Raw genomic sequence first — 25,485 nt, forward strand, 5'->3', positions numbered from 1 at the left:
GCACGCAATCATGCGACGAACCGCGAGGAGCGCAGCCGATGACCGTGTCCGCAGCCCTGGCCGATGCATCGGCCGCCGCCAACGCGAGCGCGCCCGACGCGCCGTTTTTCATCGTGATGAACGCCGGTTCCGGCCGCAGGCAGGCGGACGAAACACGCTTGACGCTGGCGCGCGAGTTTGGCGCGGCGGGGCGGCGCTTCGAATTGCGCGTGGTCGACAATCCCCGGCGTCTTGCCGCCGCCGCACGCGAAGCCGCTGAGCACGCCCGCGCGCAAGGCGGCGTGCTCGTCGGCGCGGGCGGCGACGGCACGCTCTGCACGGTGGCGGAAGCGGCGCTGAATGCGGGCGTGCCGTTCGGCGTGCTGCCGCGCGGCACCTTCAATTATTTCAGCCGCGATCACGGCATTCCCGCCGATCTCGACGCCTCCACGAAACTGCTCCTCGACGCACGCGCGTATCCGGTGCAGGTCGGCTACGTGAACGACCGCATGTTCATCGTCAACGCGAGCCTCGGGCTGTATCCGAAGCTGCTGGAAGACCGCGAAGCATATAAGCGGCAATTCGGCCGCAGCCGCCTGGTCGCGCTCGGGTCCGCGCTCTTCACGCTGTTGCGGCGGCATCGCCGCTTGCATCTGCATATCGAGCACGAAGGACGCACGCGCGAGGTGCGTTCATCGACGCTCTTCGTCGGCAATAACCGGCTCCAGCTCGAACAGGTCGGCATGGCCGAAGCCCGCGCAGTGGAACAGGGCTTGCTCGTCGCCATTACGCCGCGACCCATCGGGCGGCTCGCGCATCTGCTGCTTTCGCTGCGCGGCGCGGCGGGGCGTCTTGCCGATTCGGATCACATCGAGAGCTTCACGTTCGACCGGATCACGGTGACGCGGCCCTCGCGCGGAGTGCGCCCGAGAGCCCGCCGCCGCCGCGTGAAAGTCGCCGCCGACGGCGAAATCGCCTGGCTCGACATGCCACTAGAATTTCGCGTGTCGGACCGTCCGCTCCTGTTGCTCAAGCCCGAACCCGCCGTGGCCGAAGCGAATCGCTCATGACCGTATTGCTGCACCTTTCCGATCCGCACTTCGGCACCGAGCGCCCCAAAGTCGTCGCGGCGCTCTTGCATCTTGCCGAGGCCGTGTCGCCCGACGTCGTGATCCTGTCCGGCGACATCACGCAGCGCGCGCGCCGGTATCAGTTCGACGAGGCGCGCGCCTTCATGAACACGTTCGGCGCGACGCCCGCCGTGGTCGTGCCGGGCAATCACGATATTCCGCTCTACGATGTGTTCACGCGGCTCGTTCGCCCGTATGCGAATCATCAGCGGGCGTTCGGCGCGGAACTGGAGCCGTCGTTCGAATCGCGCGATGTGCTCGTGCTCGGCGTCAACACGACGCGGCCGTATCGTCACAAGGACGGCGAAGTGTCGATGCCGCAGATCCGGCGCATCGCTTCGCGGCTGGAGGCGGCGAGCGAGACGCAGTTGCGCGTCGTGGTGACGCATCAGCCGGTCGCGGTCTCGCGGGCGCACGACGAAAAGAACCTGCTGCACGGCCGCGAACGCGCGGTGCCGCGCTGGGCGCGGGCGGGCGCGGACCTGATTCTCGGCGGGCATATTCATCTGCCGTACGTGCTGCCGCTGCACGACACGTTCGCGGACCTGCCGCGTCGCGCGTGGGCGGTGCAGGCGGGCACGGCGCTGTCGTCGCGCACGCGGGCGAGCATCGGCAATTCGGTAAACGTGATCCGCTACGCGTACGACGCGGCCGGGCGGCGGGCGCTCGTCGAACGCTGGGACTATGCCGAGACGAGCGGGCGTTTCGAACAGGTGGCGCGCCACGAACTCGCGCTCGACGGCATGCCGCAGGCTGCGGCGGTGACATCGGCGGCATGACGGGCGAACGACGCGCCGAGCCTGCGCATGAAACAATAGACGCCGCCCAACAGGAGACGCCATGAGTTTCGAACTGACGATGCTGGCCTGGACACTCGTGCTCGCGCTGGTGCAAGTGCTGCTGCCCGCGCTGTTGCGCAATCGCGAGACCGGAGTCAAGTACAACACCGGCCCGCGCGACGGCCCCTCGCCGCCGCCCGGCAAGCTCACCGCGCGTCTGATGCGCGCGCAGTCGAACCTCTTCGAGACGCTGCCGGTCTTCGCGGTGGCCGTGCTGATCGTCCACGTGACTGGGCGCGAGAACCCACTCACGCACTACGGCGCGCTTGCTTACTTCGTCGCCCGCGTGGTCTATGTGCCGCTGTATGCGGCCGGCGTACCGTTCCTTCGCTCGCTGGCGTGGCTGGTTTCCGTCGTCGGCATCGTGCAGATACTCGTCCCCATCATCTAGAGAGAAGTGCTCATGAGCGATTCACCGTCGACTGTCGAAATCGAAACCGCGCCGAATCCCGAATTCGCCGTCATCCTGATGCACGGCCTGGGCGCCGACGCCAACGACTTCGTGCCGCTCGTGCCCGAACTGCGTCTCGCCGATGCGCCCGCCGTGCGCTTCGTCTTCCCGAACGCGCCGGGGATTCCGGTGACGGCGAACAACGGCTACGTGATGCGCGCGTGGTACGACATTTTGTCGTTCGAGGGCATCAACCGGAAGGTGGACGAAGCGGGCATCGAGGCGTCCGTCGAGCGCGTGCGCGCGTTGATCGCGGAACAGAACGCGCGCGGCATTCCGTCCGAGCGCATTTTTGTCGCGGGATTCTCGCAGGGCGGCGCGATGACGTATCACGCCGGACTCACGCATCCGGAGAAACTCGCGGGACTGATCGTGCTGTCGGGCTACATCCCGTCGCAAGGTCTGATCGATGCCTCGATCAGCGAAGCCAACCGCGCCGCGCCGGTCTTCGCCGCGCACGGCAGCTTCGACGACGTGCTCGACGTGCGTCTCGGCGAGGAAGCGTGCGAGTTCGCACGCGGCCACGGTTGCGCCGTGGACTGGCACGCGTATCCGATGGCGCACACGGTCTGCATGGAAGAAGTCGAGGCGTTGCGCGCCTGGTTCGCGGCGCGGCTCACTGGCCGCTGAACGCATCCGCCGCGATCATCGACACCATGCCGCGACGCAGCTCCGCCGGGCTCACCGGCTTGCTCAGCACGTCGTGGTCGCACGCGAGCGGCACGATGGTCGCCGCCGGCTCGCCCGTGACGACGAGGCAAGGGCACGCGCGCCCGAGCTTGCGCGCGCCGAGCATGGCGACTTCGCGGGCTGTCTTGGCATCGCCCAGCCGGTAATCGGTGATGATGAGATCGGGGAAGCGTTCGATGGTCGCGAGCATCGCCTCGTATTCCTCGAACGTCGCCGCCGAGTCGTAGAGCACGCCCCATTGCGAGAGCAGCGCCTCGGTGGATGCGCGCACGAGACCGTCGTCCTCCACGAGCAGGACATAGCGGCCGTCTAGCTGCGCGGCTTCGTCGGATTCGGAGCACGCCGGCACGCGCGCCGAGGGCTGATCCGGCGACGGCCCGCACAACGGAATGTCCACCGAAAAGCGCGAGCCGCGCCCTTCGGCGGATTTCAGTTCGATGCGGTGTTCATCGAGCATCGAAATGACCGCATTCACGATGGACAGGCCCAGCCCCAGCCCCTTGTCGCGGTCCTGCTCCGGGTTGTCGACCTGGAAAAACGGCTGGAAGATGGCGTCGAAGTAATCGGCCGGTATGCCGATGCCGTTGTCGAGCACGTCGATACGCGCCCGCGTCGGCGAGCGCACCACGCCGACGATCACCGTCGGCTTCGCGCGCTTGGCGGTGTCCGCGTACTTGATGCCGTTCGACACGAGATTCGCCACCGCGCGACCGAGCCAATGGGCGTCGCTGCGCACGCACACCAGATCGTTCTTCGGCAGCCGCAGCCGCAGTTCCACGCCACGGCTGCGGGCGAACGGGCGCAACTGCTCGGCCGCTTCCTCGATGATCGCGCGGACATCGAAGACGTGATAGCGCGGCACCACGCGCCCCGATTCCAGCCGCGACAAATCCAGCACCGCGTTCAGGAGACGCGCGAGTATCACCGACGAGCGCCCGCATTCGTTGATGAGCCGCTCCGCCTGAGCGAACTCCTCGTTGCGAATGGCTTCGGCGGCGGCTTGCAGGAACAGATTGAGCGCGTGCATCGGCTGCCGCAGATCGTGCGTCGCGGCGGCCAGAAAATTCGACTTCTCGCGGCTCGCGGTCTGCGCGGCGATCATCTGCTGTTCGCGCAACGCGAGCAGCGCGTGGGTCTTCGTCTCCTGATCTTTCTTCGAAATCTCCAGTTCGCGGTTCTTGCGTTCCAGCGAGCCGTTCGCGGCGCGCAGTTCGTCGTTGAGCGACGCGAGCGCGCGTTCAGCCAGATAGCGTTCGCGCGACACGCGCTCCGCGTGCGCACAGACGCCGTGCCCGACGATCACCACGTTGAACATATAGAAGAGCCCCGCGAAGAAATCTTCCGCATTCAGCAGCCCGACGGTGATCTGCATGAAGACGACGGCGGCCATCGTGATGACGCCGACCATCAGCGCGACGCGCGAGCGCAGGTAGAAGAAGCTGAACTGGAAGAAAAGCGCGAGGTACAGGCCGATGAAGTACTGCGTGTAGTTGTACGGCGCGGGCGTGATCGCGACCATCGTCAGGATCAGGCATAACAAGCCGTAGATGCCGGTGAGGATAACCCGGTGCGCCATCGCGTGCGAGCGGAACGACGGCCGCAGCACGAGAAAGCCGACGCAGATCAGAAGCGCGACGCCCGCGAAGCGCAGCGCCAGAATGTCCGCGAGGCGCACGTTGAGCGCCTTGTTGCCGCGCACGAAGCTGAAGTCCCACCACAGAAAGCACGTCCAGATGACGAGCGCAAGCAGCGCCGACGCGCGCCGGAACGCGCAGAATCGTTGGCTGTGGTCCTCCAGGAATTGCGCTTCGAGCGCGGCATCGGAGAACGGCGCCGGAATCGACAGATTGCGCACGAGGCTCGCGCCGGCTTCGCGCGCGGCGGCGGTCAGGATTCCATCTGCGCGCACCGGGGCGGCGCGTGGCGGGACGGCCATCGTCGGGATCTCGAAAGAGCGGTGCAAGGGAGATTAACTACTTTAGGCTACCGCTGCTATGTGGCAACGGCTTTTTGCGCGATGAACCGCTGCGTGCGGCAAAAAATGCGTTTTTGGCGGATCGGGCGGTGTGAGCCGATGTAGGCGAGCAGGAACGCGAACGGCGAGCGGATCGATCCTGCCAGCCGCTCGCCGTTTCGAAGGACAGCCACAACCGATGCCCCGCGCGCCTGCAAGCGCGGTCAGCAACCGCTCGTCAGGATTTCGGTTTGGCCTTCGTGGTGCGCTTGCCGACGCTCATTTCCTTCGCGCCCGCGGTCTTCGCGGTGGACGCCTTGGTGCCGGCGGTTTTCTTGCGGCTCGACATTTCCGTGTCGGCGGGGTGGCTCGCCTGAGCCTTACGCGGGGATGGCATGATGGACCTCCTTCAGTGAGTGTCGAAGCGACACACTGATAACCATAGGTCGCGGCCCGCCGCTATTCAAGCGATCGACCTTCGGCGCGCGGGAACGCTTCTGAGAGCGAACCATCTGCACGTGGCGCTTCGGCTTCGTTCAGCCGATCAGCTTCAGTCCCGCCGGCAGCGTTTCGCCGAACACGCGGCCTTCGTCGGCACGATCGAGCGCGACGGTCTCGCGCACCATCGCGATCCATGATTGCGCGGCGCCCATCGTCGTGAGCCTTTCGATGACGGCGGCGCGCACGTCTTCCGCGACATCGCGCGAGCGGTCGCCGGTCATGCGCGCGATCTGCACCGCCGCGAACGCCGCAGGTTCGACCTTCTTCCAGTCGAGCGCGAGGATCGCATCGAGCCACAGCGCGGCGACGTCCGGCGGCACGACGCCGTGCGCGCTCCCGTAGAACGGCTGCCGCGCGCCGATGCGCCCGACCGCCCACCAGCTTTGCAGGTTCTCCGAAGGCTTCTTCAGGCGCGTGAGCAGCCACTCGCCGACTTCGATCTTGCGCTCCACCGGCACGCGTTCGAGCGATGCCGCGAGCCGCACCATGTCTTCATAACCCGCCCGGGCCGCGCCCGCTGCGCGACGGTAACGGCTCGTGCCGGGCGGCTGGAGCACGAAGGCCATGTCGTCGAGCAGGCGCAGTTGCGCGGCTTCATCGAGACCGCCCGCCGCGCGCCGCCATAGCGTCCACCATTCGGACCAGATCTGGTTCTCGTTGACGTACTGAATACCCTGATCGAAGAGTGTCCACAATTGCTCGACGCGCCATTCGTCGAGCGGATGCCCGAAGCCCGGACGCACCGCGTAGCCCGCGAGATTGAGCCACAGTCGTTCGTGGTCCGCGCTTCGCCGCCGCTTCTTCGCGCGGTCCCACAGGGCGCCGAAGAGTTCGCGCAAGAGCGCAATGTCCCACGTGTCGCGCGGACCGAGCGCCTGTTCGAGCTGCGCGCGCAGCCGCTTCACTTCCTTCGGTCCGACGTCCTGCGCCCGCGTGCCGAAAGTGCGGTCGATCAGTTCGATGGCCTTCGGCAGCGCCGGATGCGTCTCTACGACGGTGCCATCGCCCTTCGGTTCGTCGCGGCGTAGCTGAAATTCGAGCAGCCAGCGTTGCGCGGGATCGTCCGTGGCGATGCAGTGCATTTCCAGCGTGCCCACTTCCGTGAGCGATGTCGTGAGCTGCACCGGCGTCTCGCTCGGCTTGCCGGCGTTCGCCTGGCCGCGCGGATCGACGACCGTGGCGATCGGCGGCAAGCGCACGAAATCGCCCGCCGAGGCGCTCACATTGGCAATGTCGCCCGCCCGGTACGCGGTATCGGCAACAGACGAGACGAGGTGAAAGCGCACCGGCGCGCCCAGTCGCAGCGCGAAGGTGCGATCAGCGAGATGGATCGCCTGGCCTTCTTCCGTGCCGCGCGGCAGGACGCAGACGCCGCGCGAGGCGTCGCCGTCGTCGTCGAGCAGCAGAAAATAGCTGCGCGCCGAGCCGCCGCCGATCTTCGGCGCGTGACCCGCGCGCGCGAGCGCATAGGCGACCGCGCCGCGTGCGACGGCCACATCGGGGTCGTCGTTGGCGAGCACGTGCACCGGCGCGCCGCGCCAGTGGCCGAGCGTATCGGCGACGCGGCGCGCGAGCGGCGCCGCGCGAAAGACGCCGCCATTCAGCAGTAGCGTGTCGGGAACGGGAAGCGCGCCGGCCGGCATGTCTTCGCCCAACGCTTCGCGCGCTGGCGTCGCATGCTGGGCGAGGAACGCGGCGACGTGGCGCGTGATCGCCGGATCGCTCGCATAGGGCAGCCCGAATTCGACGATGCCGCCGCGCGTGCGCCCGGGCCGCTGGTCCTCCGACACGAGCGGAAAGAAGCCCTCGACGATGATCCGTTCGATCTCGTCGCGCGTCACCTCCGCCGAGCGCGCGCCGCCGATCAGCTTCGATCCCGCGCCGAGCAGCGTGATCGACGCGGACGCGGGCGCGTTCTCGCCGAGCAAGTGTTCCTTGGCGGCGCGGCACCGCTCGACCAGTTGCGACAGCCGCGCTGCCGACAGCCGCCCGTCGCCGCCCGCGAGCGGCTTCTCGACGAGATGCGCGAGCGCGAGGTCCATGTTGTCGCCGCCGAGCATCAGGTGATTGCCGACGCCGATGCGCGTGAGACGCGGTTCTGCGCCGTCGCTGGCTTCGACCTGAATCAGCGTGAGGTCGGTCGTGCCGCCGCCGACGTCGCAGATCAGCACGAGGCGCGTGTGCGCGAGCTCGTCGCCGAGTGTTTCGCGGTGATGAAACAGCCAGTCGTAGAACGCGGCCTGCGGTTCTTCGAGGAGCCGCAGTGCGTGAAGGCCCGCCATGCGCGCCGCTTCGACCGTGAGGGCGCGCGCGCCTTCATCGAAGGAGGCGGGCACGGTCAGCACGAGATCCTGCGCTTCGAGCGGCGCGTCGGGGAACTGCTGGTTCCACGCGGCGCGCACGTGCGCGAGATAGCTCGCGCTCGCGGCGACGGGCGAGATTTTGGCGACGTCGTCGCTCGCGCCCCACGGCAGAATGGGCGCGACGCGATCCACCGAAGCGTGCGAGAGCCAGCTTTTCGCGCTCGACACGAGCCGCCCCGGCACCTGCGCGCCGAGCGTCCGGGCGAGGCGGCCGATGACCGCGGGCGGCTCGGCTGCCGATGCATCGCGCGCGGGCTGAGCAGCCGGCGACCACGGCAACTGCAAGTCGCCCGGCGCGAGTTCGCCCGGCGCGGGGTGATACCGCAGCGATGGCAGCAGCGGCTGCGCGGCCACTTCGCCGGGACCGACGAGCTGCTCGACCGGAAACACGCGGATATCGTTCGAGCCGGCCTCGGCATAGGCGACGACGGTATTGCTCGTCCCCAGATCGATGCCCACGCGATACCGCGCGCTCGATGGCTTTTTCTTGCGCGCCGGCACTTACACGCCCGCGCCGTGATCCGCGTTTGCCGTGCCGCGCACGTCGAACTCGACCTTCCAGCGTTCCGGCGAGCCGCGCGGGACCGCTTCGAGCTCCAGCGTGCCGGCTTCCGTCACGCGTGCGTGCAGCTTGACCGGCACGACTTCGCCGGGCGTGCGTCCTTCGGACGGCAGCGATGCCTCGATCTCTTCGAGTTCCTGCAATTCGTCCGGTTGCCAGTAATCGAGCAGCGTGCCGACCTGATCCTGCCTGCGCACCGACGAGCCGAAAAAGCGGAAATGCACCGGCTCGCCGACGACGAGCCCGAACTCCTGCGCGGGCAGCGCCGCGTCGGTGCCTTCCTCCATGCCGAACGGCGCGACGCACAGCGCGGACACGGGCGGCTCCAGTCCGGGCACGGCGGGCATCGCCGATTCGACCGCCACGTAATACGCCCGCGCCGTGCCGCCGCGAATCCGCACGCCCTTGCCGCGGCGCACGTAGCCGTAGTACGCCGCGCCTCGTGCAACCGCCAGGTCGAGATCCGCGCCTTCGAGCAGCCGCGCGGGCGGCGCATTTTCGGCGGAGAGCCAGGCGTTGAGCGTCGTCATCACGCGCTCGACCAGCAAGTGCGACTTGAACACGCCGCCGTTGAACAGGACGGCGGTCGGGTGCAGCAGCGTCGCGCCGGGCGGCACGTCGTGCTGGATGCCTTCGACTTCGGCGAGCGCGTTCACTTGCCGGCCGAGAAACGCGGCCAGATGACGCGTGACGGCGGCATCCTGCGCATACGGAAGGCCGAGTTGCGTGAGACCGACGCGGGCGCGCGTCACCGGCCGGGCGGACGCATCGACTTGCGGGAAGAAGCCTTCCAGCAGAATCTGCGTCAGTTCGGCGCGCGTGAGTTCGGTGCGCAGCGATCCGCCGATCAGCTTCGAGCCGCGGCTCGGCACGACGAGCGGCACGGTGTCGGTGTCGGGATCGGAAAGCAGCGTCTCCTTGGCCGAGCGGCACGCGTAGGTGAGCGCGCGCAACTGCCACGGATCGGGCTGCGAGCCTTGCGTCGCCAGCTTGCGCGCGACGACGTGCGCCAGCGCGAGGTCCATGTTGTCGCCGCCGAGCAGGATGTGCTCGCCGACCGCCACGCGATGCAGTTCCAGATTGCCTTCGCGCTCGACCACCGCGATCAGCGACAGGTCGGTCGTGCCGCCGCCGACATCGACGACGAGAATCACGTCGCCCACCTTGACCTGTTTGCGCCAGCCGCCGCCCGATTTCTGAATCCAGCTATAGAGCGCCGCCTGCGGTTCTTCGAGCAGTGTCATGCGCGCGTAGCCCGCTGCGGCGGCCGCTTCGGCCGTGAGTTCGCGGGCGGCGGGATCGAACGAGGCGGGGATCGTCACGGTGACGTCCTGCTGATCGAACGGAGCGTCCGGATGCGCGTGGTTCCACGCTTCACGCAGATGCGTCAGGTAACGCACGGAGCTTTCCAGCGGCGACACGCGCTCGACTTCCTCGGGCGCGTCGGCGGGCAGAATCGCGGCGCGCCGGTCCACGCCGGGATGACACAGCCAGCTTTTCGCGCTCGATACGAGCCGAATGGGCGTGCCGGCGCCACGGCTGCGCGCCAGTTCGCCGACGATGAAGGGCCGCTCCTGCGTCCACGGCAGCGTCAGGTCGCCGGGCGCGAGTTCGTTCGGATGCGGCAAGTACAGAAACGACGGCAGCAGGTCGCGATCTTCGGCGGCGCCGGGCGCGGTCAACTGCGCGATGGACAGCACGCCCTGCGCGGTCTTTTCGCCGTCGCTCGCGGACAGGTCCACGTACGACAGCGCGCAATGCGTCGTGCCGAGATCGACGCCGATCGAATAGCGCGGCGTGTGTTGCGGGTTGAAGTCGTTCATAGCTCCACCTCCGCCGGGGCGACGATGCTCGCGTCGTGCGTCTCGGCCAGCTTCGGCAGGCGCGTTTGCTCGACCTTCCATCCGCGATGGCTGATGCTGCCGTTGAACGGAGGCTTGCCGACGACGTTGCCCGTAAGACGCACGGCGCTGGCGTCGAAGCCGTCCGGCAGGGTGATCCGGCTGCCTTCGGCTTCGCTGCGAACCGGCTTGATCGTGAAGTGCTCGCGCAGCACGGCACGGCAGCCGTCGTGCACGAGGCGGGCGGCCGCGCCGATATCGGCGTCGCTGTAATTGGCGACGTCCTCTTCGACGAAATCGATGAAGCGCGCATCGCGTTGCAGCAGACCGAGCAACTGCAGCGCGGCGACCGGGCTCGCTTCCTTGAGCGGAGAGGACGCGGGTGCTGCCGGCGCTGCCGGCGCGACGGGCGCTGCGGCTGTTGCGGGCGTTGTCATGGGCGTTTCGGGCGCTTCGCGCAGACGCTGCACGCGGCCGGCGAATGCGCTGTTGCCGAGAATGCCGAAAAACGTGCCGAAGGCAATCGACAGCCTGCCGAAAAAGGACGGATTCATGTCGGTCATAGATGATGCTCCTGTAGGCCGCGTCCGAAGGACGACCTCATCCTCGGGCGGCGCGGGTGGCCGAATTGGGTGGCTAACCGGCCGGGAAGCGCCGGTTGCCGAAGATCCTGCGTGGCGCGCGTCGCATCGCGCGCCGGTGAGAGGGGCACAGAGGCGCAGGGGCGCTTCGTGCCGTATCCCGTTATTGTCCATGAAGTTGGGGACGGCGCGGGAAAACATCCTTGCGGGCGGTTTCCTCTTTGAGGCGTCGGTATTAGCGCGGCGCTCATTCTCGCCATTTGCGCGGGCAAGTCAAGGCGGCTCTACCGTATTGCAAGGGGCGGGCAGCAAGGCGCCGGGCGCGGGCCGCAAGGCGCGGGCCGCAAATCGTCGCGGCGCATTGACGACAGAGAAGCGGCCGCTGATAGTTCTTATCGCGCGTAAGGGCATGATCCGCGCGCGGCAGTGGAGTGCGACGCCGCGCCGATGTCATCGGCACAGGCGGGGCTCGCGCAAGGCAGGGGATAACCGGCTGACGGTGAGCGCGGACAACGCATGCGAAAGGCGATGCCCGAAGCGCGCCGACGAATCGTCATGCGCGCAAGGGACACTCGCGCGCGAGGCAGAGGAGAACCGGCTGACGGTCAGCGCGGACAACGCCATCCGAAATGCGATGCCTGCAGCGCGCCGACGAATCGTCATGCGCGGAAGCGATAACTTGCGCGCGAGGCAGTGCAGGATCGGCTGACGGCCAGCGCGGACAAACCATCCGAAAGGCGATGCCCACAGCGCGCCGGCTAATTTCATTGCGCGCAAATAGTCGGCGACGGGGAAGCTCCCGCACGCGCGTCCATCGACCGGACCGGTCCGCTCCCGCCTTCGTGCGACCGGCGTGCCGACTGCGCCAACTCGGGCGTCGCCACGCCGCTTCACGCTGTAGTAGAGAACCCCGCCAGATACGCCACCGGATCGCCGCCATCCCACACGCGGCCGTCGCAGAACGTCGCGCTTTGCAGTTCCGCTGGCAGTGGCACACCAGCGGCGCGCGCTGCCTCGCGATACAGCGCCGTCTGATTCACGGCTTGGGCAATGCCTGCAGCATCGCACTCGGCGGCGAGCATGCCCCATCGCCGGTATTGCATGATGAACCACACGCCGTCGGATGCGCGCGGATAGTTGACCGCGCCGTCGTCGAAAAAGCGCACCGGCGCGATGCCGTCCGGCGAGCCGAGCCGCGCTTCGATCAACTCGCGCGGCACGCCGAGCAGGTCGGACGACGCCAGCGCGTGCGCAATTTCCACGCGATGCTCGCGCGTGTCCACCCAGGCGCACGCGTCGAGCATCGTGCGTACGAGCGCCCGCGCGGTATTCGGATACAGCGCGACGAAATCTCGCCGGCAGGCAAGCACTTTCTCCGGATGATCCGGCCAGATTTCGCTCGTCTGGACGACTATGCGCCCTTCGCCGCGTGCTTCGGCCACCGCATGCCACGGTTCGCCCGCGCAGAAGCCGTCGAGCGTGCCCTCGGCCAGCGCCTCGGCCATGCGCGGCGGCGGAATCACGACGCTGCGCACGTCGCGCAGGGGATGCACGCCGTTCGCCGCGAGCCAGTAGTAGAGCCACATGGCATGCGTGCCGGTCGGGAACGTCTGCGCGATGACGGGCGTGCGCCCGAGCGACGCCAGCGCGTCGTTCACGCGAGCGCCTTCGCGAATGGCATCGGCGATCGGTTTGGAGAGCGTGATCGCCTGTCCGTTTCGATTGAGCACCATCAGCACGGCCATGTCCGCCTGCGGCCCGCCGATGCCGAGCTGCACGCCATACACGAGCCCGTAGAGCGCGTGCGCGGCGTCGATTTCGCCCGACAGCAGCGTGTCGCGCACAGCCGCCCACGACGGCTGCCGGCACAGCTCGATCTCGATGCCGTGCCGCGTTCCCATCTCGCGCAGGGCGGCGGCGGCGAGCGGCGCGGCGTCGCTGAGCGCGACAAAGCCGAGACGCAGATGCGTGCGCTCGGGCGCGATCGTGGCAAACGAGTCGGATGAAGCAGATGCGGGCGAATTCATGATTGATATGGAGTACTGGCTAACCGAGCAGGTCGGCCACGGAAAGAAGCTGACGCGCGATGTCGGCGACCTTCATGCCCTGATCCATCGCGCGCTTACGAAGCGTGGCGTAGGCATCGTTTTCCGACATGCCGCGCCGTTCCATCAACAAGCGTTTCGCGCGGTCGATCACCTTGCGCTCCGCGAGTTCGCTTTCAACCTGTTCGAGCCGCTGCCGCAATTGCGCTTCGTGAGCGAAGCGCGCGAGCGCGACTTCGATGATCGGCGCAAGGCGTTCCGGCGCGAGGCCCTCCACCGAATACGCCGTCACGCCCGCGCCGACGGCCGCGCGGATGAACTGCTGGTCCGCGTCGTTGCTGAACATGAGCACGGGACGTGGCGCGGCGCGGTTCATCACGGCGAGTTGTTCGAGCGTGTCGCGCGAAGGCGAGTCGGTGTCGATGATGACGACATCCGGCTTCTGACTCTCGACGGCCGCATGGAGCTTGGCCGGCGCGGCGGCTTCGGCGAGCATCTCATAGCCCATGCGCGCGAGTTGTTCGCGAAGATCGCCGATGGGTTTGTCGGTGTCGGTGACGAGTAGTACGCGCAGCATCGGTTGGGCGTTGAGCGGTGTATCGAACTATCGGTGGAATCGGCTCTAACGCACGGCGCAGCGAGCGAAAACCTGGCCGAATGGCATTGGCCGCATCACGGGCAGCACTCAAGCGGCGTGAGCAGTACCGGCTTGCTGACGCGCGGCGAACGAGACCGCTTCGCCAATCGCTCCGCCCACGAAGATCACTGCCGGACTGCCGAGCCCGGCTTCGGCGGCATCGTTCGCGAGGCGATCGAGCGTGGTGACGAGCCGCTTCTCATCGGGCGAACCTGCGTGCTGCACGACCGCCGCCGGAGTGCTCGCGGGCAGCGCGTCGAGCAGCGACGCCGCGATGTTCGCGATGCGGCTCATCCCCATGTAGATGGCGAGCGTCATGCCGGTTGCCGCGAGCGCGCGCCAATCCGGCTGACTGTGATCCTGCATGTGCGCGGTGACGAAGGTCACGCCCTGACAATGATCGCGATGCGTGAGCGAGATGCCGAGACTCGCCGCCGCCGCGAAGCCCGACGATACGCCGTTGACGATGTCGACCGCGATACCCGCGCCCCGCAATGCCGCGAGTTCTTCGCCCGCGCGGCCGAAGAGCAGCGCATCGCCGCCTTTCGCGCGCACCACATGCAGGCCCTTTCTCGCGTAACGCTGCATGAGGCGCTGAATGAACGCTTGCGGCGTGGACTTGCAGCCGCCGCGCTTGCCCACGCAAATGACGCGAGCGTGCGGTGCCAGCGTGACGATGTCCTGGTTCGCGAGATCGTCGAGCAGCAGGATATCCGCCGTGGCGAGTACTCGGGCGGCGCGGATCGTCAGCAGATCCAGATCGCCGGGGCCTGCGCTCAACAGCGTGACTTTGCCGGGCTTCTTGGCGTTGATGCTCATGTTCGGTCCTGTATCGCGTGTAGCGGGGTATCGGCGCGGCGAACGCAGCAAGCGTCCGCTCGTGTCGGGCACGAGGGACGCCATTGTCCGTGGTTCGCAGTCGGTTCGTTCGATGCAGCCAACAGCGCCGTTGCCGTTGCGCTCCTTCAAATGCAATAAGCGGGCCATCGCGGTCGCGTCTGCATTTCCAATGCCGTTCATCGCGAATGAGCACACGGTACCGCGCGCTAACCGCATCGTATAAAGCGACGAGGCCATCGCGCTTCGCACGCGATGAGTGCTGCGTCGCACCATCGCTGTGCCGGCCTGCATCGAAATGCGACGCGCCGTGGATGCACGCAAGCGGTGCGCGCCTCGCGCAAAGCCTTACGCCGCAAGCCAAGGCACGCGATGCCACGCGCATGGCATAGCCCTTGCCTTTACTGTCGCAACGGATCAACGGCGATCCGTCCTGAACACAGCGCCCGGCGGATCAAAGCCCACGCGGGCACGGACAACGGCGTCCCCTGCATCAGGCCATCGGCCTGCTGCGCGGGACGCCTTTCTTTTTGCGGAAAGACGATGGATAAAGCCACCCGGATCGATCTCTTCAGCTTGCGCACGGCGCCGATGCGCGCTTTCCATCTCACGTGGATGGCGTTCTTCGTGTGCTTCTTCGCGTGGTTCGCGTGCGCGCCGCTCATGCCGCTCATCAAGCGCGAATACGGGCTCAACGCGGACCAGATCGCCAACATCAACATCGCGGCGGTCGCGGTGACGATACTCGTGCGGCTCGTGGTCGGCCCGATGTGCGATCGCTTCGGTCCGCGCAAGGTCTATAGCGCGCTGCTGCTCGTGGGCGCGGTGCCCGTGATCGGCGCGGCGCTTTCGACGGGCTATGACAGCTTTCTGTGGTGCCGCCTCGCGATCGGCGCGATCGGCGCGAGCTTCGTCATCACGCAGTACCACACGTCGGTGATGTTCGCGCCCAACGTCGTCGGCACGGCGAACGCGACGACCGCGGGCTGGGGCAACGCCGGCGCGGGCGCGGCGCAAGCCATCGTGCCCTTGCTCGTCGCGGCCGCTATTGCATTGGGCGCGGGCGAGGCATCGGCATGGCGTATCGCGCTGATCGTGCCGGGCGTCGTGATGCCCGTAATGGCCTTCTTCTACTGGCGTTATACGCAGGACTGCCCGCAAGGCGACTTCGCGCAATTGCGGCGCGCGGGCATCGCCATCGACGGCGGCAAGAAGGGCGGCTGGCAAAGCTTTGTCACCGCATGCGCGAACTATCGCGTGTGGATGCTCTTCGTGACGTACGGCGCGTGCTTCGGCGTCGAAGTCTTCATTCACAACATCGCGGCGGTCTATTACGTCGATCACTTTGGTCTTTCGCTCGGTCAAGCGGGTTTGGCGGCGGGCAGCTTCGGCCTGCTTGCCTTGTTCGCCCGCGCACTCGGCGGCTGGCTCTCCGATAAAGCCGCCGCGCGACGCGGCCTCGATATTCGCGCGACGCTGCTTTTCGTGCTGATCGCGGGCGAGGGCATCGGTCTTTATGCCTTCGCGCATGCAGACAGCATCGCGCTCGCTCTCATCGCGATGATCGCGTTCGGTCTCTTCACGCACATGGCCTGCGGCGCGACGTATGCACTGGTGCCGTTCATCGATCGCAAGGCGCTCGGCGGCGTGGCGGGCGTGATCGGCGCGGGCGGCAATGCGGGCGCGGTGGCCGCGGGCTTCCTGATGAAGGGCGTGGGCAACGTGCAGCAGACGCTGTCGCTGCTCGGCGTGCTCGTCGCGGGCACGGCGCTGTGCGCCATCGCCGTGCGCTTTTCTCCCGAGCACAAGGCCCGCGAAGCCGCGCTGCGTGAAAGCGCGCTCGCAGTCAATAACGGCGTTGCACACTGAGGAAGGGTCCTGTCATGAAGATCGTTGTCATCGGCCACGGCATGGTCGGCCACAAATTCCTCGAATGTCTCGCTGAAAGCGGCAATGACGCATTCCAGGTGACGGTGCTCTGCGAAGAACCACGCGCGGCTTATGACCGCGTGCATCTGTCGGCGTTCTTCACGGGCAAGTCGGCGGACGATCTTTCGCTCGTGAAAGAAGGCTTTTTCGAGCATTCGGGCTATGCGCTCAAGCTCAACGCGAGGGCCGTCGCGATCGACCGCGACGCGCGCACCGTCATGACATCGACCGGTGAAACGCTGGCTTACGACAAGCTCGTGATTGCGACCGGCTCCTACCCGTTTGTCCCGCCCGTGGAAGGTAAGGACCGCGAAGGATGTTTCGTCTATCGCACGATCGAGGACCTGCAAGCGATGCAGGCTTTCGGTGCGCGCGCGAAGACGGGCACGGTCGTCGGCGGCGGACTGCTCGGGCTGGAAGCGGCGAAGGCGCTGCGTGACATGGGACTGCAGACGCATGTGGTCGAATTCGCGCCGCGCCTGATGGCTGTGCAAGTGGACGACGGCGGCGGCCGCGTGCTGCGAAGCAAGATCGAGGCGCTCGGCGTGACGGTGCATACGAACCGCAATACGCTCGCCATCGTCGATGGCGAAGGCGCGGTGAACCGCATGACCTTCGCGGACGGCCAGCATCTCGACACGGACATGATCGTGTTCTCGGCGGGCATTCGTCCGCGCGACGATATCGCGCGTTCGGCCGGGCTGGAAGTGGGCCCGCGCGGCGGTGTCGTGATCGACGACACCTGCCGCACGAGCGACGAGCATGTCTATGCAATCGGTGAATGCGCGTTGTGGAACGGGCAAGCGTTCGGCCTCGTCGCGCCGGGCTACGACATGGCGCGTATCGTCGCTAAGCAGTTGCAGGGCGAGCAAGCGTCGTTCACGGGCGCCGACATGAGCACCAAGCTCAAGCTGATGGGCGTGGACGTCGCGAGTATCGGCGATGCCCACGGCAAGACGCCCGGCAGCCGCTCTTATCAGTTCAGCGACGAACGCAAGCAGGTGTATAAAAAGCTGGTCGTATCCGATTGCGGAAAATATCTGCTAGGCGGCGTGATGGTCGGCGATGCCGCCGAATACGGCACGCTCTTGCAACTGATGCTCAACAAGATGGAGCTTCCCGAAGCACCTGAATTTCTCATTCTTCCTCAAGCAGACGGCAAGGCCAAGCCCGCGCTCGGCGTCGAAGCATTGCCGGATGCCGCGCAGATCTGCTCGTGCAACAACGTGAGCAAGGCCGAAATCTGCGCGGCGGTGTGCGCGGGCGCGACGAGCATCGGCGCAATGAAGAGCGCATGCAAAGCGGGCGCATCATGCGGCGGCTGCGTGCCGCTCGTCACGCAGGTGATGAAGTCGGAGATGAGTCGTCAGGGCCTTGCGGTGAACAACCATCTCTGCGAGCACTTCCCTTATTCGCGGCAAGAGCTGTATCACATCGCGCGTGTGGAAGGGCATCGCACGTTCGCGTCCTTGCTCGCGAAGCATGGCAAGGGACTGGGCTGCGATATCTGCAAGCCCGTGGTCGCGAGCGTTCTCGCTTCGTGCTGGAACGAATTTGTGCTGAAGAAAGAGCACGCGAGCCTGCAGGATTCCAACGACTATTACCTTGCCAACATCCAGCGCGATGGCACGTATTCGGTCGTGCCGCGCATGGCGGGCGGCGAAGTCACGCCCGATGGCCTCATCGCAGTCGGGCAGATCGCCAAGAAATACGGCCTCTACACGAAGATCACGGGCGGACAGCGCGTTGATATGTTTGGCGCGCGCGTCGAGCAGTTGCCGCTCATCTGGGAAGAGCTGATTGCCGCCGGCTTCGAATCGGGCCATGCGTATGGCAAGGCGCTACGCACGGTGAAGTCGTGCGTCGGTTCGACGTGGTGCCGTTACGGTGTCGGCGATTCCGTGGGTCTCGCGGTACAGCTCGAAAATCGCTATAAGGGCCTGCGCACCCCGCACAAGATCAAGTTCGGCGTATCGGGCTGCACACGGGAATGCGCCGAAGCACAAGGCAAGGACATCGGCGTCATCGCGACGGAGAAGGGCTGGAACCTGTACGTCTGCGGCAACGGCGGCATGAAGCCGCGTCACGCGGAACTGCTCGCGTCCGATCTCGATCAGGCGACGCTCGTGCGTTACATCGATCGCTTCCTGATGTTTTACGTGCGCACGGCAGATCGCCTGCAGCGCACGAGCGTGTGGCGCGACAACCTCGAAGGCGGGCTCGACTATCTGGTCGATGTCGTCGTCAACGACAAGCTCGATATCGCGGATGAACTCGAAGCCGAGATGCAACTCGTCGTGGACACGTATGAAGACGAGTGGAAAAAGGCCGTCACCGACCCCGAAACCCGCAAGCGTTTCCGTCATTTCGTGAACAGCGACAAGCGCGACGAGAACGTGACGTTCGTGGAAGAGCGCGGCCAGATCCGGCCCGCGACGCCGGACGAACGCAAGACGAAGCGCATCGATATTCCCGTGGTTGTCGAAACCGTCTGAGACCAGGAGCACATCATGAACGACCGCATCGAACCGGACTGGACCCTCGTTTGCGAACTGAACGATATCGTGCCCGACACGGGCGTCTGTGCGCTCGTCAACGGCGCGCAGGTTGCCGTGTTTCACGTCGCGGCGGAATCGAACGCCGTGTACGCAATCGACAACTTCGATCCGCATTCGCAGGCCGCCGTGCTGTCGCGCGGCATCGTCGGCAGTCTGGGCGAACGCATCGTCGTGGCCTCGCCGATTTATAAGCAGCACTTCGATTTGCGCACGGGCGAATGTCTGGAAGCGCCGGAGCGTTCGGTGAACGCGTATCGCGCGCGTGTCGCGGGCGGCAAGGTCTGGATCGCGGCATGAGGACCGAATATGCGGTTGCGGCTGCGGCCGGCGCGGGGCGCATCGGGAAGCCAAGGCTCGTGGTGATCGGCAACGGCATGGCTGGTATGCGTACCGTCGAGGAGTTGCTGAAGATCGCGCCCGAACTCTATGACATTACCGTGTTCGGGGCCGAACCTCACGGCAACTACAACCGCATCCTGCTCTCGCCGGTGCTCGCCGGCGAGAAGAGCATGGACGACATCGTCATCAACACGCGCGACTGGTACGACGCGAACGGTATCACGCTGCATGCGGGCGATGCGGTCGTCCAGATCGATCGTGCGCGCCGTATCGTGCGCTCGGAGAAGGGGCGCGAGGCGCGGTACGATCGCTTGCTGATCGCGACCGGTTCGACGCCTTTCGTGATTCCCGTTCCCGGCTGCGATCTGCCCGGCGTCATCGCATTCCGAGATATTCATGATGTCGAAACGATGATGCAAGCCGCACGCGATCATCGTCATGCGGTGATCATCGGCGGCGGACTGCTCGGACTCGAAGCGGCCAACGGATTGCAGAGGCAGGGCATGTCCGTGACCGTCGTGCACGCGAGCGCCAGTTTGATGGACCGGCAACTGGACGCGAGCGCCTCCGCATTGCTCAAGCGTTCGCTCGAAGCAAAGGGACTGCGCTTTGCGATGGCCGCGCAGACCACGGAGATCGTCGGCGAGGATCGCGTGCGCGCCGTGCGCTTCGCAGACGGCACGCAGATCGACGCGGACCTGGTCGTGATGACAGCGGGTGTGCGCCCGAATATCGCGCTGGCGCAGGCTTCGGGTCTGCACTGTGAGCGCGCCATTGTCGTCGACGACACGTTGCAGACTTTCGATCCGCGCGTGTATGCCGTGGGCGAATGCGTGCAGCATCGCTCGGCCACATTCGGTCTCGTCGCGCCGATCTGGGATCAGGCGCGCGTGGCCGGCGCGCATCTCGCGGGGGCGGGGCATTCGCGTTACGTGCAGCGCGCGACGGCGACCAAGCTGAAAGTGACCGGCGTGGAGCTGTATTCCGCAGGCGATCTTTTGGGCGGCGAGGGCAGCGAAGACCTCGTGCTGCGAGATGCGCGCCGCGGCGTCTACAAGCGGCTGGTACTGCAAGCGGGCCGCGTGATCGGCACGGTGCTGTATGGCGATGTGAAGGACGGCGGCTGGTACTTCGATCTGATTCAGAACCGCACCGATGTCTCGCATCTTCGCGACCGTTTATTGTTCGGCAAGACGCTGTGCGAAGGGGCTGTATGAATAGCATCGATATCGTTCCTATCGCGCCCGTCAAGCCGGCCAGCACGCGCACAACGTGCCCCTATTGCGGCGTCGGCTGCGGCGTCGTGGCGACACCGCGCACGCCTGTCGACGTTGATATTGCGGGCGACGAAACGCATCCGTCGAACTTCGGCCGTCTGTGCGTGAAGGGATCCGCGCTCGGCGATACCGTCGGACTCGAAGGGCGTCTGCTGAATCCGAAGCTGCGCGACAAGGCGACAGGCACGCTCAGCGACGTGTCGTGGGCCGATGCGCTCGGCACGGTAGCGAGCGGCTTCGCGCGCATCATCGCGGAACACGGGCCGGATGCCGTCGCGTTCTACGTGTCGGGGCAACTGCTGACCGAGGACTACTACGTCGCCAACAAGCTCATGAAGGGCTATATCGGCAGCGCGAATATCGATACGAATTCGCGGCTGTGCATGTCGTCGTCGGTGGCGGGGCACAAGCGCGCATTCGGCGAAGACCTCGTGCCGATGAACTACGAAGACCTCGAACTCGCGGACGTGATCGTGCTGGTCGGATCGAACACCGCGTGGTGTCATCCGATCCTCTTTCAGCGCATGATGAAGGTGAAGGACGCGCGGCCGGATGTGAAGATCGTCGTGATCGATCCGCGCTACACCGCGACGTGCGAGATGGCGGATTTGCATCTTCCGTTGAAGCCTGGCAGCGACGTGCGGCTCTTCGATGGCCTCCTCGCGTTTCTCGCCGGGCAGGGTGCAACGGATGCCGCGTTCGTTGATGCCCATACGGACGGCTACGATGCGGCGCTGTCGGCAGCCGGGCCCGCGGACATCGCGCATGTGGCGAAAGACTGCAAGCTCGACGCGCACGATCTCACGACCTTCTATCGACTCTTCGCGCGCACGGAGCGCGTGGTCACGGTGTATTCGCAAGGCGTGAATCAGTCGAGCGCGGGGACCGACAAGGTCAACAGTATCATCAACTGTCATCTGGCGACGGGCCGTATCGGTAAGCCGGGAATGGGGCCGTTTTCGTTCACGGGCCAGCCGAATGCAATGGGCGGCCGCGAAGTAGGCGGTCTTGCCAATACGCTTGCTGCCCACCTGGAACTCGATAGTGAATTGCACCGTGACATGGTGCAGGCATTCTGGTCGTCGCCGCGCGTGGCGGAGCGCGGTGGCCTGAAGGCCGTCGAACTCTTCGATGCGATCGAAGCAGGCCGCGTGAAGGCCGTATGGATCATGGGCACGAATCCGGTCGTGAGTCTGCCCGACGGAGACCGCGCGAAGCGGGCGCTCGACAGATGCGAGTGGGTCGTCGTATCGGACATCATGGAGAAGACCGACACCAATGCCTTCGCGCATGTGCTGTTGCCCGCGCTCGGTTGGGGCGAGAAGGAGGGCACCGTGACGAATTCGGAGCGGCGCATCTCGCGTCAGCGGGCGTTCCTGCCCGCGCCGGGACAAGCGCGCGCCGACTGGCGCATCATCTGCGATGTGGCGCAGCGCATGGGCTTCGATGGCTTCGACTTCACCGCACCGCATGAGATTTTCGATGAACACGCGCGTCTTTCATCGCATCGCAATGATGCTCGAGACGGTGCGTATCGCGCATTCGATATCGGCGGGCTGAGCGGCCTGACACGCGAGCAATACGATGCACTGGAGCCCGTGCAATGGCCGTTGCGTGCGAACGAAGGTTCGAACAATACGCGGCTATTCGAAACGGGGCGCTTCAGTCATGCGGACAGTCGTGCGCGGTTCATCGCGACGCCGCCACGCGCTCCGGTCAACGCACCGGATAGCGACTATCCGCTTGTGCTCAACACCGGACGCGTTCGCGACCAGTGGCACACGATGACGCGCACAGGCCGGTCCGCGAAACTCGCGGGGCATGTCAGCGAGTCGTTCATCGACATGCATCCGCAAGATGCGCTCGCGTGCGGCGTGCGTGAGGGCGAGTTGGCGCGTATCACCAGTCGTTGGGGCGCCATGATCGCTCGCGTACAACATGGCGGCGGCATGCAGCGCGGCAGCGTGTTCGTGCCGATTCACTGGAGCGATCAGACGGCATCGGACGCGCGCGTCGGCGCGGTCGTGAATCCCGTGGTCGATCCGGTTTCCGGCGAGCCCGAGTTCAAGCACACGCCCGTGGCCGTCGAGAAATTCCATGTGACGTGGCACGGCTTCTCGTTGTCGCGCAACGCGCCTGTGCTAGATGCGGTCACGCACTGGACCCGTGTTCATGGTGATCGCTTCGTGCGCTACGAACTCGCGGGCCGCAATCGTTTCGGTGCGTCGCATGACGATCATCACGATTGGGCGCGTGCGCTCTTTCGAATCGACGATCCGCACGCGGACTGGATCGAATACGAGGACAAGAGCGCGGGCGTCTATCGCGCGGCGCATGTGGTGGATGATCGCATCGAGAGTTGCGTGTTCATCTCCGAGCGCCCGGATCTGCCGGCGCGTGCGTGGCTTGCGACGCTCTTCGACAAGGAGCGTCTGAGCGATGAAGATCGCGCGAGCCTTCTGCTCGGTCAGGCAATCGGCAAGGGCGAGGACACAGGGCCTACGGTCTGCTCGTGCTTCGGCGTGGGACGCAATACCATCTGCCACGCGATTCGCGAGAAGGGGCTCAAAACAGCGGCGGAAGTCACCTCATGCGTGAAGGCGGGCGGCAATTGCGGATCATGCGTGCCGGAACTGAAGAAGCTGATCGTGGAGACGGAGATGGCACGCCTGAGCGTCGAATAAAGCCTGCGTCGTTCTATCCGGCGGGCCGCACGCCGATCTTTCGTTCGCTTGCCTGCGATGACTTCGCCGCTTGGTTCTTCTCGACCGCAGGCGCGGTCGTCGGCATGCGGACATCCTGCACCGGCCGATGCTCGTTGCCAAAGCGCGCAACCGAGAACGCGAACGTATTGATGCCGTTCTCGCTCGTTGCGGACACCGTGCCGCGATGCATCTCCGCGACCGCTTTCACAATGGCGAGCCCGAGCCCGTGATTCTCGCGGCTATTCGTACGCGAACTTTCCGCGCGATAGAAGCGGTCGAACAGATGTTCCATGATGTGCGGCGCAATCGGCTCGCCGGGATTCGCGACCGCGATACGCACGCGGCCATGCTCGCGCGTGATCGAAACCGATATGGTCGCGCCCGGCGCGCAATGCTGGATCGCGTTCATGACGAGATTGGACAGCGCGCGCCCGAATAGCGACGTGTTGACGAAGGCACGCGCATCTCCGCTCGATACCGCGCGCACTTGCGCCTCTTCGAGCGGAATCTCGAGGAAGTCCAGCGTGCGGTGGACTTCCGCGGCAAGCGACACTTCCACGAGACCCGTTGCGCGTTCGCCTTGATCGGCGCGCGCAAGAAAGAGCATGTCGTTGATGATCGCGCGCACGCGTTCGAACTCTTCGAGATTCGACTGCAACGTGTGACGCAATTCTTCGATAGGACGGTCCCGCGTCAATGCCACTTCCGTTTGACCGATGAGAATGGTGACAGGCGTGCGCAATTCGTGCGCGACATCCGCGTTGAAGGCTTCGAGACGCCCGTAAGCATGATCGAGCCGTTCGAGCGCACCGTTGAACGACTTCGCGAGGTCTTCGAGTTCGAATGGCAGCGAACGCGTGTTGAGCCGTTGCGAGCGATTGTTCGGGCTCACGCTCTGCGCATCGCGTGTGAGCCGCGTGAGCGGTGCGAGGCCGAGCCGCGCGACGGAGTAACTCAGGAACAACACGGCGACGGTCGCGAGCGCCGTCAACGCGGCGAGCGCGACGCCGAATACGCGCATCGTGCGGACGTTCGGCGAGCAATCCACCGCGACGAAGAGTTGCAGCGGCGGACGGTCGGCGTTCGGCGGAATCGTGAGCGTGGTCATCAGCATGTCGTACGCGCGGCCTTCGGGCTTGTAGCGCACATAGCCGCCCAGCACGCGTTTAACCACACGGCCCGCTGGCGGCGCGCCGTAGCTGAAGCGTGGGTCGTTGCTCGTCACCGCGAAGCGCGTGGAGCCATCGCGCGGCGTGATATCCGCGAGCTTCTCCTTGGCGATCTTCCACTTGTCCGCATTCGATACATGCGTGACGATGAGCCGCGCGATTTCGGCGCGATTATCGAGCGAATCTCGCAAGTGCTGTTCGAGCTGCACGCGAAGCACGAGAAAAAGCCCCGAGCCTACCAGCGAGAACACCGACAGCGCGACGAGCGCGAACATCACGGCAAGGCGCCGCGCGATGGAACGCTGCGAACGTTGAACACCCTGCGCGTGCCGACTGTCGTGCGATGCTGCCCACGGAACGTTCATGATGGCCTCGCGTCTTCCCTCGTGTCACGTGCATCGCGCGGCTCGCGCACTTCGAGCACGTAGCCCATGCCGCGCACCGTATGCAGCAGCTTCGTGCGAAACGGCCCGTCCAGTTTCGCGCGCAAGCGTTTGATCGCGGTCTCGACCACGTTCGTATGGCTTTCGAAATCCACTTCCCATACGAGCTCGGTGATCGCCGTCTTCGACAGGATATCGCCGTGACGTCGAGCGAGCACGCTCAATAACTGGAATTCCTTGGCGGTCAGGTCGAGTCGCACGCCGTCGCGTGTCGCGCGGCGTCCGATCAGATCGACATACAGGTCTCCGACCGAAATCAGCGTGGATTCCTGGGCGCGCGTGCGCCGTGCGAGCGCATGCAGCCGCTCGACCAGTTCGAGAAAGGAAAAGGGCTTGGTGAGATAGTCGTCCGCGCCTTCGCGCAGACCGCGAACGCGGTCATTGATGTGATCGCGTGCGGTCAGCATGATGACCGGCGTCGACTTCTGCATGCGCAGCGCCTTGAGCACGGCGAAGCCATCGCGGCGTGGCAGCATCACGTCCAGCACGATCACGTCGTAGTCGTATTCGACGGCGAGATGCGTGCCTTCTTCGCCATCCATCGCGATATCGACGACCCAGCCCTGCTCGGTCAGGCCCGAGCGCAGGTAATCGACGACCTTGTGTTCGTCTTCCACTATCAGGACTTTCATGCCTGCACCTGTGCGTTCAGTGT

Annotated in this window: 19 protein-coding genes; 9 read left to right on the forward strand and 10 right to left on the reverse strand. The window is 65.8% G+C overall.

Annotation, left to right across the window (positions count from 1 at the left end; all coding sequences use genetic code 11):
- Positions 1–38: 38 nt before the first annotated feature.
- From GV035_RS08070 to GV035_RS08085, 4 genes are all read left to right on the forward strand, one after another.
- On the forward strand, positions 39–1,049 hold the full coding sequence (locus GV035_RS08070) for a diacylglycerol/lipid kinase family protein (RefSeq protein WP_159834426.1): 1,011 nt from the start codon (positions 39–41) through the stop codon (positions 1,047–1,049).
- Positions 1,046–1,888 carry a metallophosphoesterase family protein gene (locus GV035_RS08075; protein WP_159834427.1) on the forward strand — a complete coding sequence of 281 codons (843 nt, stop codon included), beginning with the start codon at positions 1,046–1,048 and terminating at the stop codon, positions 1,886–1,888. Before GV035_RS08070 ends, GV035_RS08075 begins: the two co-directional genes overlap by 4 nt.
- Positions 1,889–1,949: 61 nt before the next feature.
- Positions 1,950–2,339, forward strand: coding sequence for an MAPEG family protein (locus GV035_RS08080; RefSeq protein WP_159834428.1), 390 nt, complete (start codon positions 1,950–1,952; stop codon positions 2,337–2,339).
- A gap of 12 nt (positions 2,340–2,351) precedes the next feature.
- Positions 2,352–3,029, forward strand: a complete 678-nt coding sequence (locus tag GV035_RS08085; protein ID WP_159834429.1) for an alpha/beta hydrolase — start codon at positions 2,352–2,354, stop codon at positions 3,027–3,029.
- On the opposite strand, the gene GV035_RS08090 is transcribed toward GV035_RS08085, so the two are convergent.
- From GV035_RS08090 to cobA, 8 genes are all read right to left on the reverse strand, one after another.
- Positions 3,016–5,025, reverse strand: a complete 2,010-nt coding sequence (locus tag GV035_RS08090; RefSeq protein WP_159834430.1) for an ATP-binding response regulator — start codon at positions 5,023–5,025, stop codon at positions 3,016–3,018. The genes GV035_RS08085 and GV035_RS08090 overlap by 14 nt on opposite strands.
- A gap of 256 nt (positions 5,026–5,281) precedes the next feature.
- Positions 5,282–5,440 carry a hypothetical protein gene (locus GV035_RS08095; RefSeq protein ID WP_159834431.1) on the reverse strand — a complete coding sequence of 53 codons (159 nt, stop codon included), beginning with the start codon at positions 5,438–5,440 and terminating at the stop codon, positions 5,282–5,284.
- A gap of 139 nt (positions 5,441–5,579) precedes the next feature.
- On the reverse strand, positions 5,580–8,408 hold the full coding sequence (locus tag GV035_RS08100) for an Hsp70 family protein (RefSeq protein ID WP_159834432.1): 2,829 nt from the start codon (positions 8,406–8,408) through the stop codon (positions 5,580–5,582).
- The gene (locus GV035_RS08105; protein ID WP_159834433.1) at positions 8,409–10,292 is read right to left on the reverse strand and encodes an Hsp70 family protein; all 1,884 of its coding nucleotides are present in this window, start codon (positions 10,290–10,292) and stop codon (positions 8,409–8,411) included.
- On the reverse strand, positions 10,289–10,873 hold the full coding sequence (locus GV035_RS08110; protein ID WP_159834434.1) for a DUF2760 domain-containing protein: 585 nt from the start codon (positions 10,871–10,873) through the stop codon (positions 10,289–10,291). The genes GV035_RS08105 and GV035_RS08110 overlap by 4 nt, the downstream gene beginning before the upstream one ends.
- 908 nt (positions 10,874–11,781) lie before the next feature.
- Positions 11,782–12,918, reverse strand: coding sequence for a CmpA/NrtA family ABC transporter substrate-binding protein (locus tag GV035_RS08115; protein ID WP_159834435.1), 1,137 nt, complete (start codon positions 12,916–12,918; stop codon positions 11,782–11,784).
- 19 nt (positions 12,919–12,937) lie between these two features.
- Entirely contained in the window at positions 12,938–13,513 is a 576-nt protein-coding gene (locus GV035_RS08120) for an ANTAR domain-containing response regulator (RefSeq protein WP_159834436.1), read from the reverse strand.
- A 108-nt stretch (positions 13,514–13,621) separates the two neighbouring features.
- Positions 13,622–14,392, reverse strand: coding sequence for a uroporphyrinogen-III C-methyltransferase (gene cobA / locus GV035_RS08125; protein WP_159834437.1), 771 nt, complete (start codon positions 14,390–14,392; stop codon positions 13,622–13,624).
- Between the two features lie 561 nt (positions 14,393–14,953).
- Between cobA and GV035_RS08130 the strand changes: the two genes are divergently transcribed.
- Genes GV035_RS08130 through GV035_RS08150 form a run of 5 tightly spaced genes read left to right on the forward strand, consistent with a single transcriptional unit; the run spans position 14,954 to position 23,197 of the window.
- Positions 14,954–16,279, forward strand: a complete 1,326-nt coding sequence (locus tag GV035_RS08130; protein ID WP_159834438.1) for an MFS transporter — start codon at positions 14,954–14,956, stop codon at positions 16,277–16,279.
- Between the two features lie 14 nt (positions 16,280–16,293).
- Positions 16,294–18,834, forward strand: coding sequence for a nitrite reductase large subunit NirB (gene nirB, locus GV035_RS08135; RefSeq protein WP_159834439.1), 2,541 nt, complete (start codon positions 16,294–16,296; stop codon positions 18,832–18,834).
- Between the two features lie 15 nt (positions 18,835–18,849).
- A complete protein-coding gene (gene nirD / locus GV035_RS08140; protein WP_159834440.1) occupies positions 18,850–19,194 on the forward strand; it encodes a nitrite reductase small subunit NirD in 345 nt (114 codons plus the stop codon).
- Positions 19,191–20,453, forward strand: a complete 1,263-nt coding sequence (locus tag GV035_RS08145; RefSeq protein WP_159834441.1) for an NAD(P)/FAD-dependent oxidoreductase — start codon at positions 19,191–19,193, stop codon at positions 20,451–20,453. Before nirD ends, GV035_RS08145 begins: the two co-directional genes overlap by 4 nt.
- Positions 20,450–23,197, forward strand: a complete 2,748-nt coding sequence (locus GV035_RS08150) for a nitrate reductase (protein ID WP_159834442.1) — start codon at positions 20,450–20,452, stop codon at positions 23,195–23,197. The genes GV035_RS08145 and GV035_RS08150 overlap by 4 nt, the downstream gene beginning before the upstream one ends.
- Positions 23,198–23,210: 13 nt before the next feature.
- Here the strand turns inward: GV035_RS08150 and GV035_RS08155 are convergent, their stop codons facing one another.
- Entirely contained in the window at positions 23,211–24,662 is a 1,452-nt protein-coding gene (locus GV035_RS08155) for a heavy metal sensor histidine kinase (RefSeq protein WP_236572563.1), read from the reverse strand.
- A gap of 86 nt (positions 24,663–24,748) precedes the next feature.
- Entirely contained in the window at positions 24,749–25,462 is a 714-nt protein-coding gene (locus tag GV035_RS08160; protein WP_159834444.1) for a heavy metal response regulator transcription factor, read from the reverse strand.
- Between the last annotated feature and the right edge of the window lie 23 nt (positions 25,463–25,485).

The sequence above is a fragment of the Burkholderia sp. 8Y genome (assembly GCF_902506145.1).
Taxonomy (GTDB): domain Bacteria; phylum Pseudomonadota; class Gammaproteobacteria; order Burkholderiales; family Burkholderiaceae; genus Caballeronia.

Coding starts and splice junctions, on each gene's coding strand:
- GV035_RS08110 (WP_159834434.1), bottom strand. CDS start 10,873: ATGACCGACATGAATCCGTCCTTTTTCGGCAGGCTGTCGATTGCCTTC.
- nirB (WP_159834439.1), top strand. CDS start 16,294: ATGAAGATCGTTGTCATCGGCCACGGCATGGTCGGCCACAAATTCCTC.
- GV035_RS08145 (WP_159834441.1), top strand. CDS start 19,191: ATGAGGACCGAATATGCGGTTGCGGCTGCGGCCGGCGCGGGGCGCATC.
- GV035_RS08115 (WP_159834435.1), bottom strand. CDS start 12,918: ATGAATTCGCCCGCATCTGCTTCATCCGACTCGTTTGCCACGATCGCG.
- GV035_RS08150 (WP_159834442.1), top strand. CDS start 20,450: ATGAATAGCATCGATATCGTTCCTATCGCGCCCGTCAAGCCGGCCAGC.
- GV035_RS08105 (WP_159834433.1), bottom strand. CDS start 10,292: ATGAACGACTTCAACCCGCAACACACGCCGCGCTATTCGATCGGCGTC.
- nirD (WP_159834440.1), top strand. CDS start 18,850: ATGAACGACCGCATCGAACCGGACTGGACCCTCGTTTGCGAACTGAAC.
- cobA (WP_159834437.1), bottom strand. CDS start 14,392: ATGAGCATCAACGCCAAGAAGCCCGGCAAAGTCACGCTGTTGAGCGCA.
- GV035_RS08075 (WP_159834427.1), top strand. CDS start 1,046: ATGACCGTATTGCTGCACCTTTCCGATCCGCACTTCGGCACCGAGCGC.
- GV035_RS08160 (WP_159834444.1), bottom strand. CDS start 25,462: ATGAAAGTCCTGATAGTGGAAGACGAACACAAGGTCGTCGATTACCTG.
- GV035_RS08085 (WP_159834429.1), top strand. CDS start 2,352: ATGAGCGATTCACCGTCGACTGTCGAAATCGAAACCGCGCCGAATCCC.
- GV035_RS08155 (WP_236572563.1), bottom strand. CDS start 24,662: ATGTTCGCGCTCGTCGCGCTGTCGGTGTTCTCGCTGGTAGGCTCGGGG.
- GV035_RS08080 (WP_159834428.1), top strand. CDS start 1,950: ATGAGTTTCGAACTGACGATGCTGGCCTGGACACTCGTGCTCGCGCTG.
- GV035_RS08130 (WP_159834438.1), top strand. CDS start 14,954: ATGGATAAAGCCACCCGGATCGATCTCTTCAGCTTGCGCACGGCGCCG.
- GV035_RS08070 (WP_159834426.1), top strand. CDS start 39: ATGACCGTGTCCGCAGCCCTGGCCGATGCATCGGCCGCCGCCAACGCG.
- GV035_RS08120 (WP_159834436.1), bottom strand. CDS start 13,513: ATGCTGCGCGTACTACTCGTCACCGACACCGACAAACCCATCGGCGAT.
- GV035_RS08095 (WP_159834431.1), bottom strand. CDS start 5,440: ATGCCATCCCCGCGTAAGGCTCAGGCGAGCCACCCCGCCGACACGGAA.
- GV035_RS08090 (WP_159834430.1), bottom strand. CDS start 5,025: ATGGCCGTCCCGCCACGCGCCGCCCCGGTGCGCGCAGATGGAATCCTG.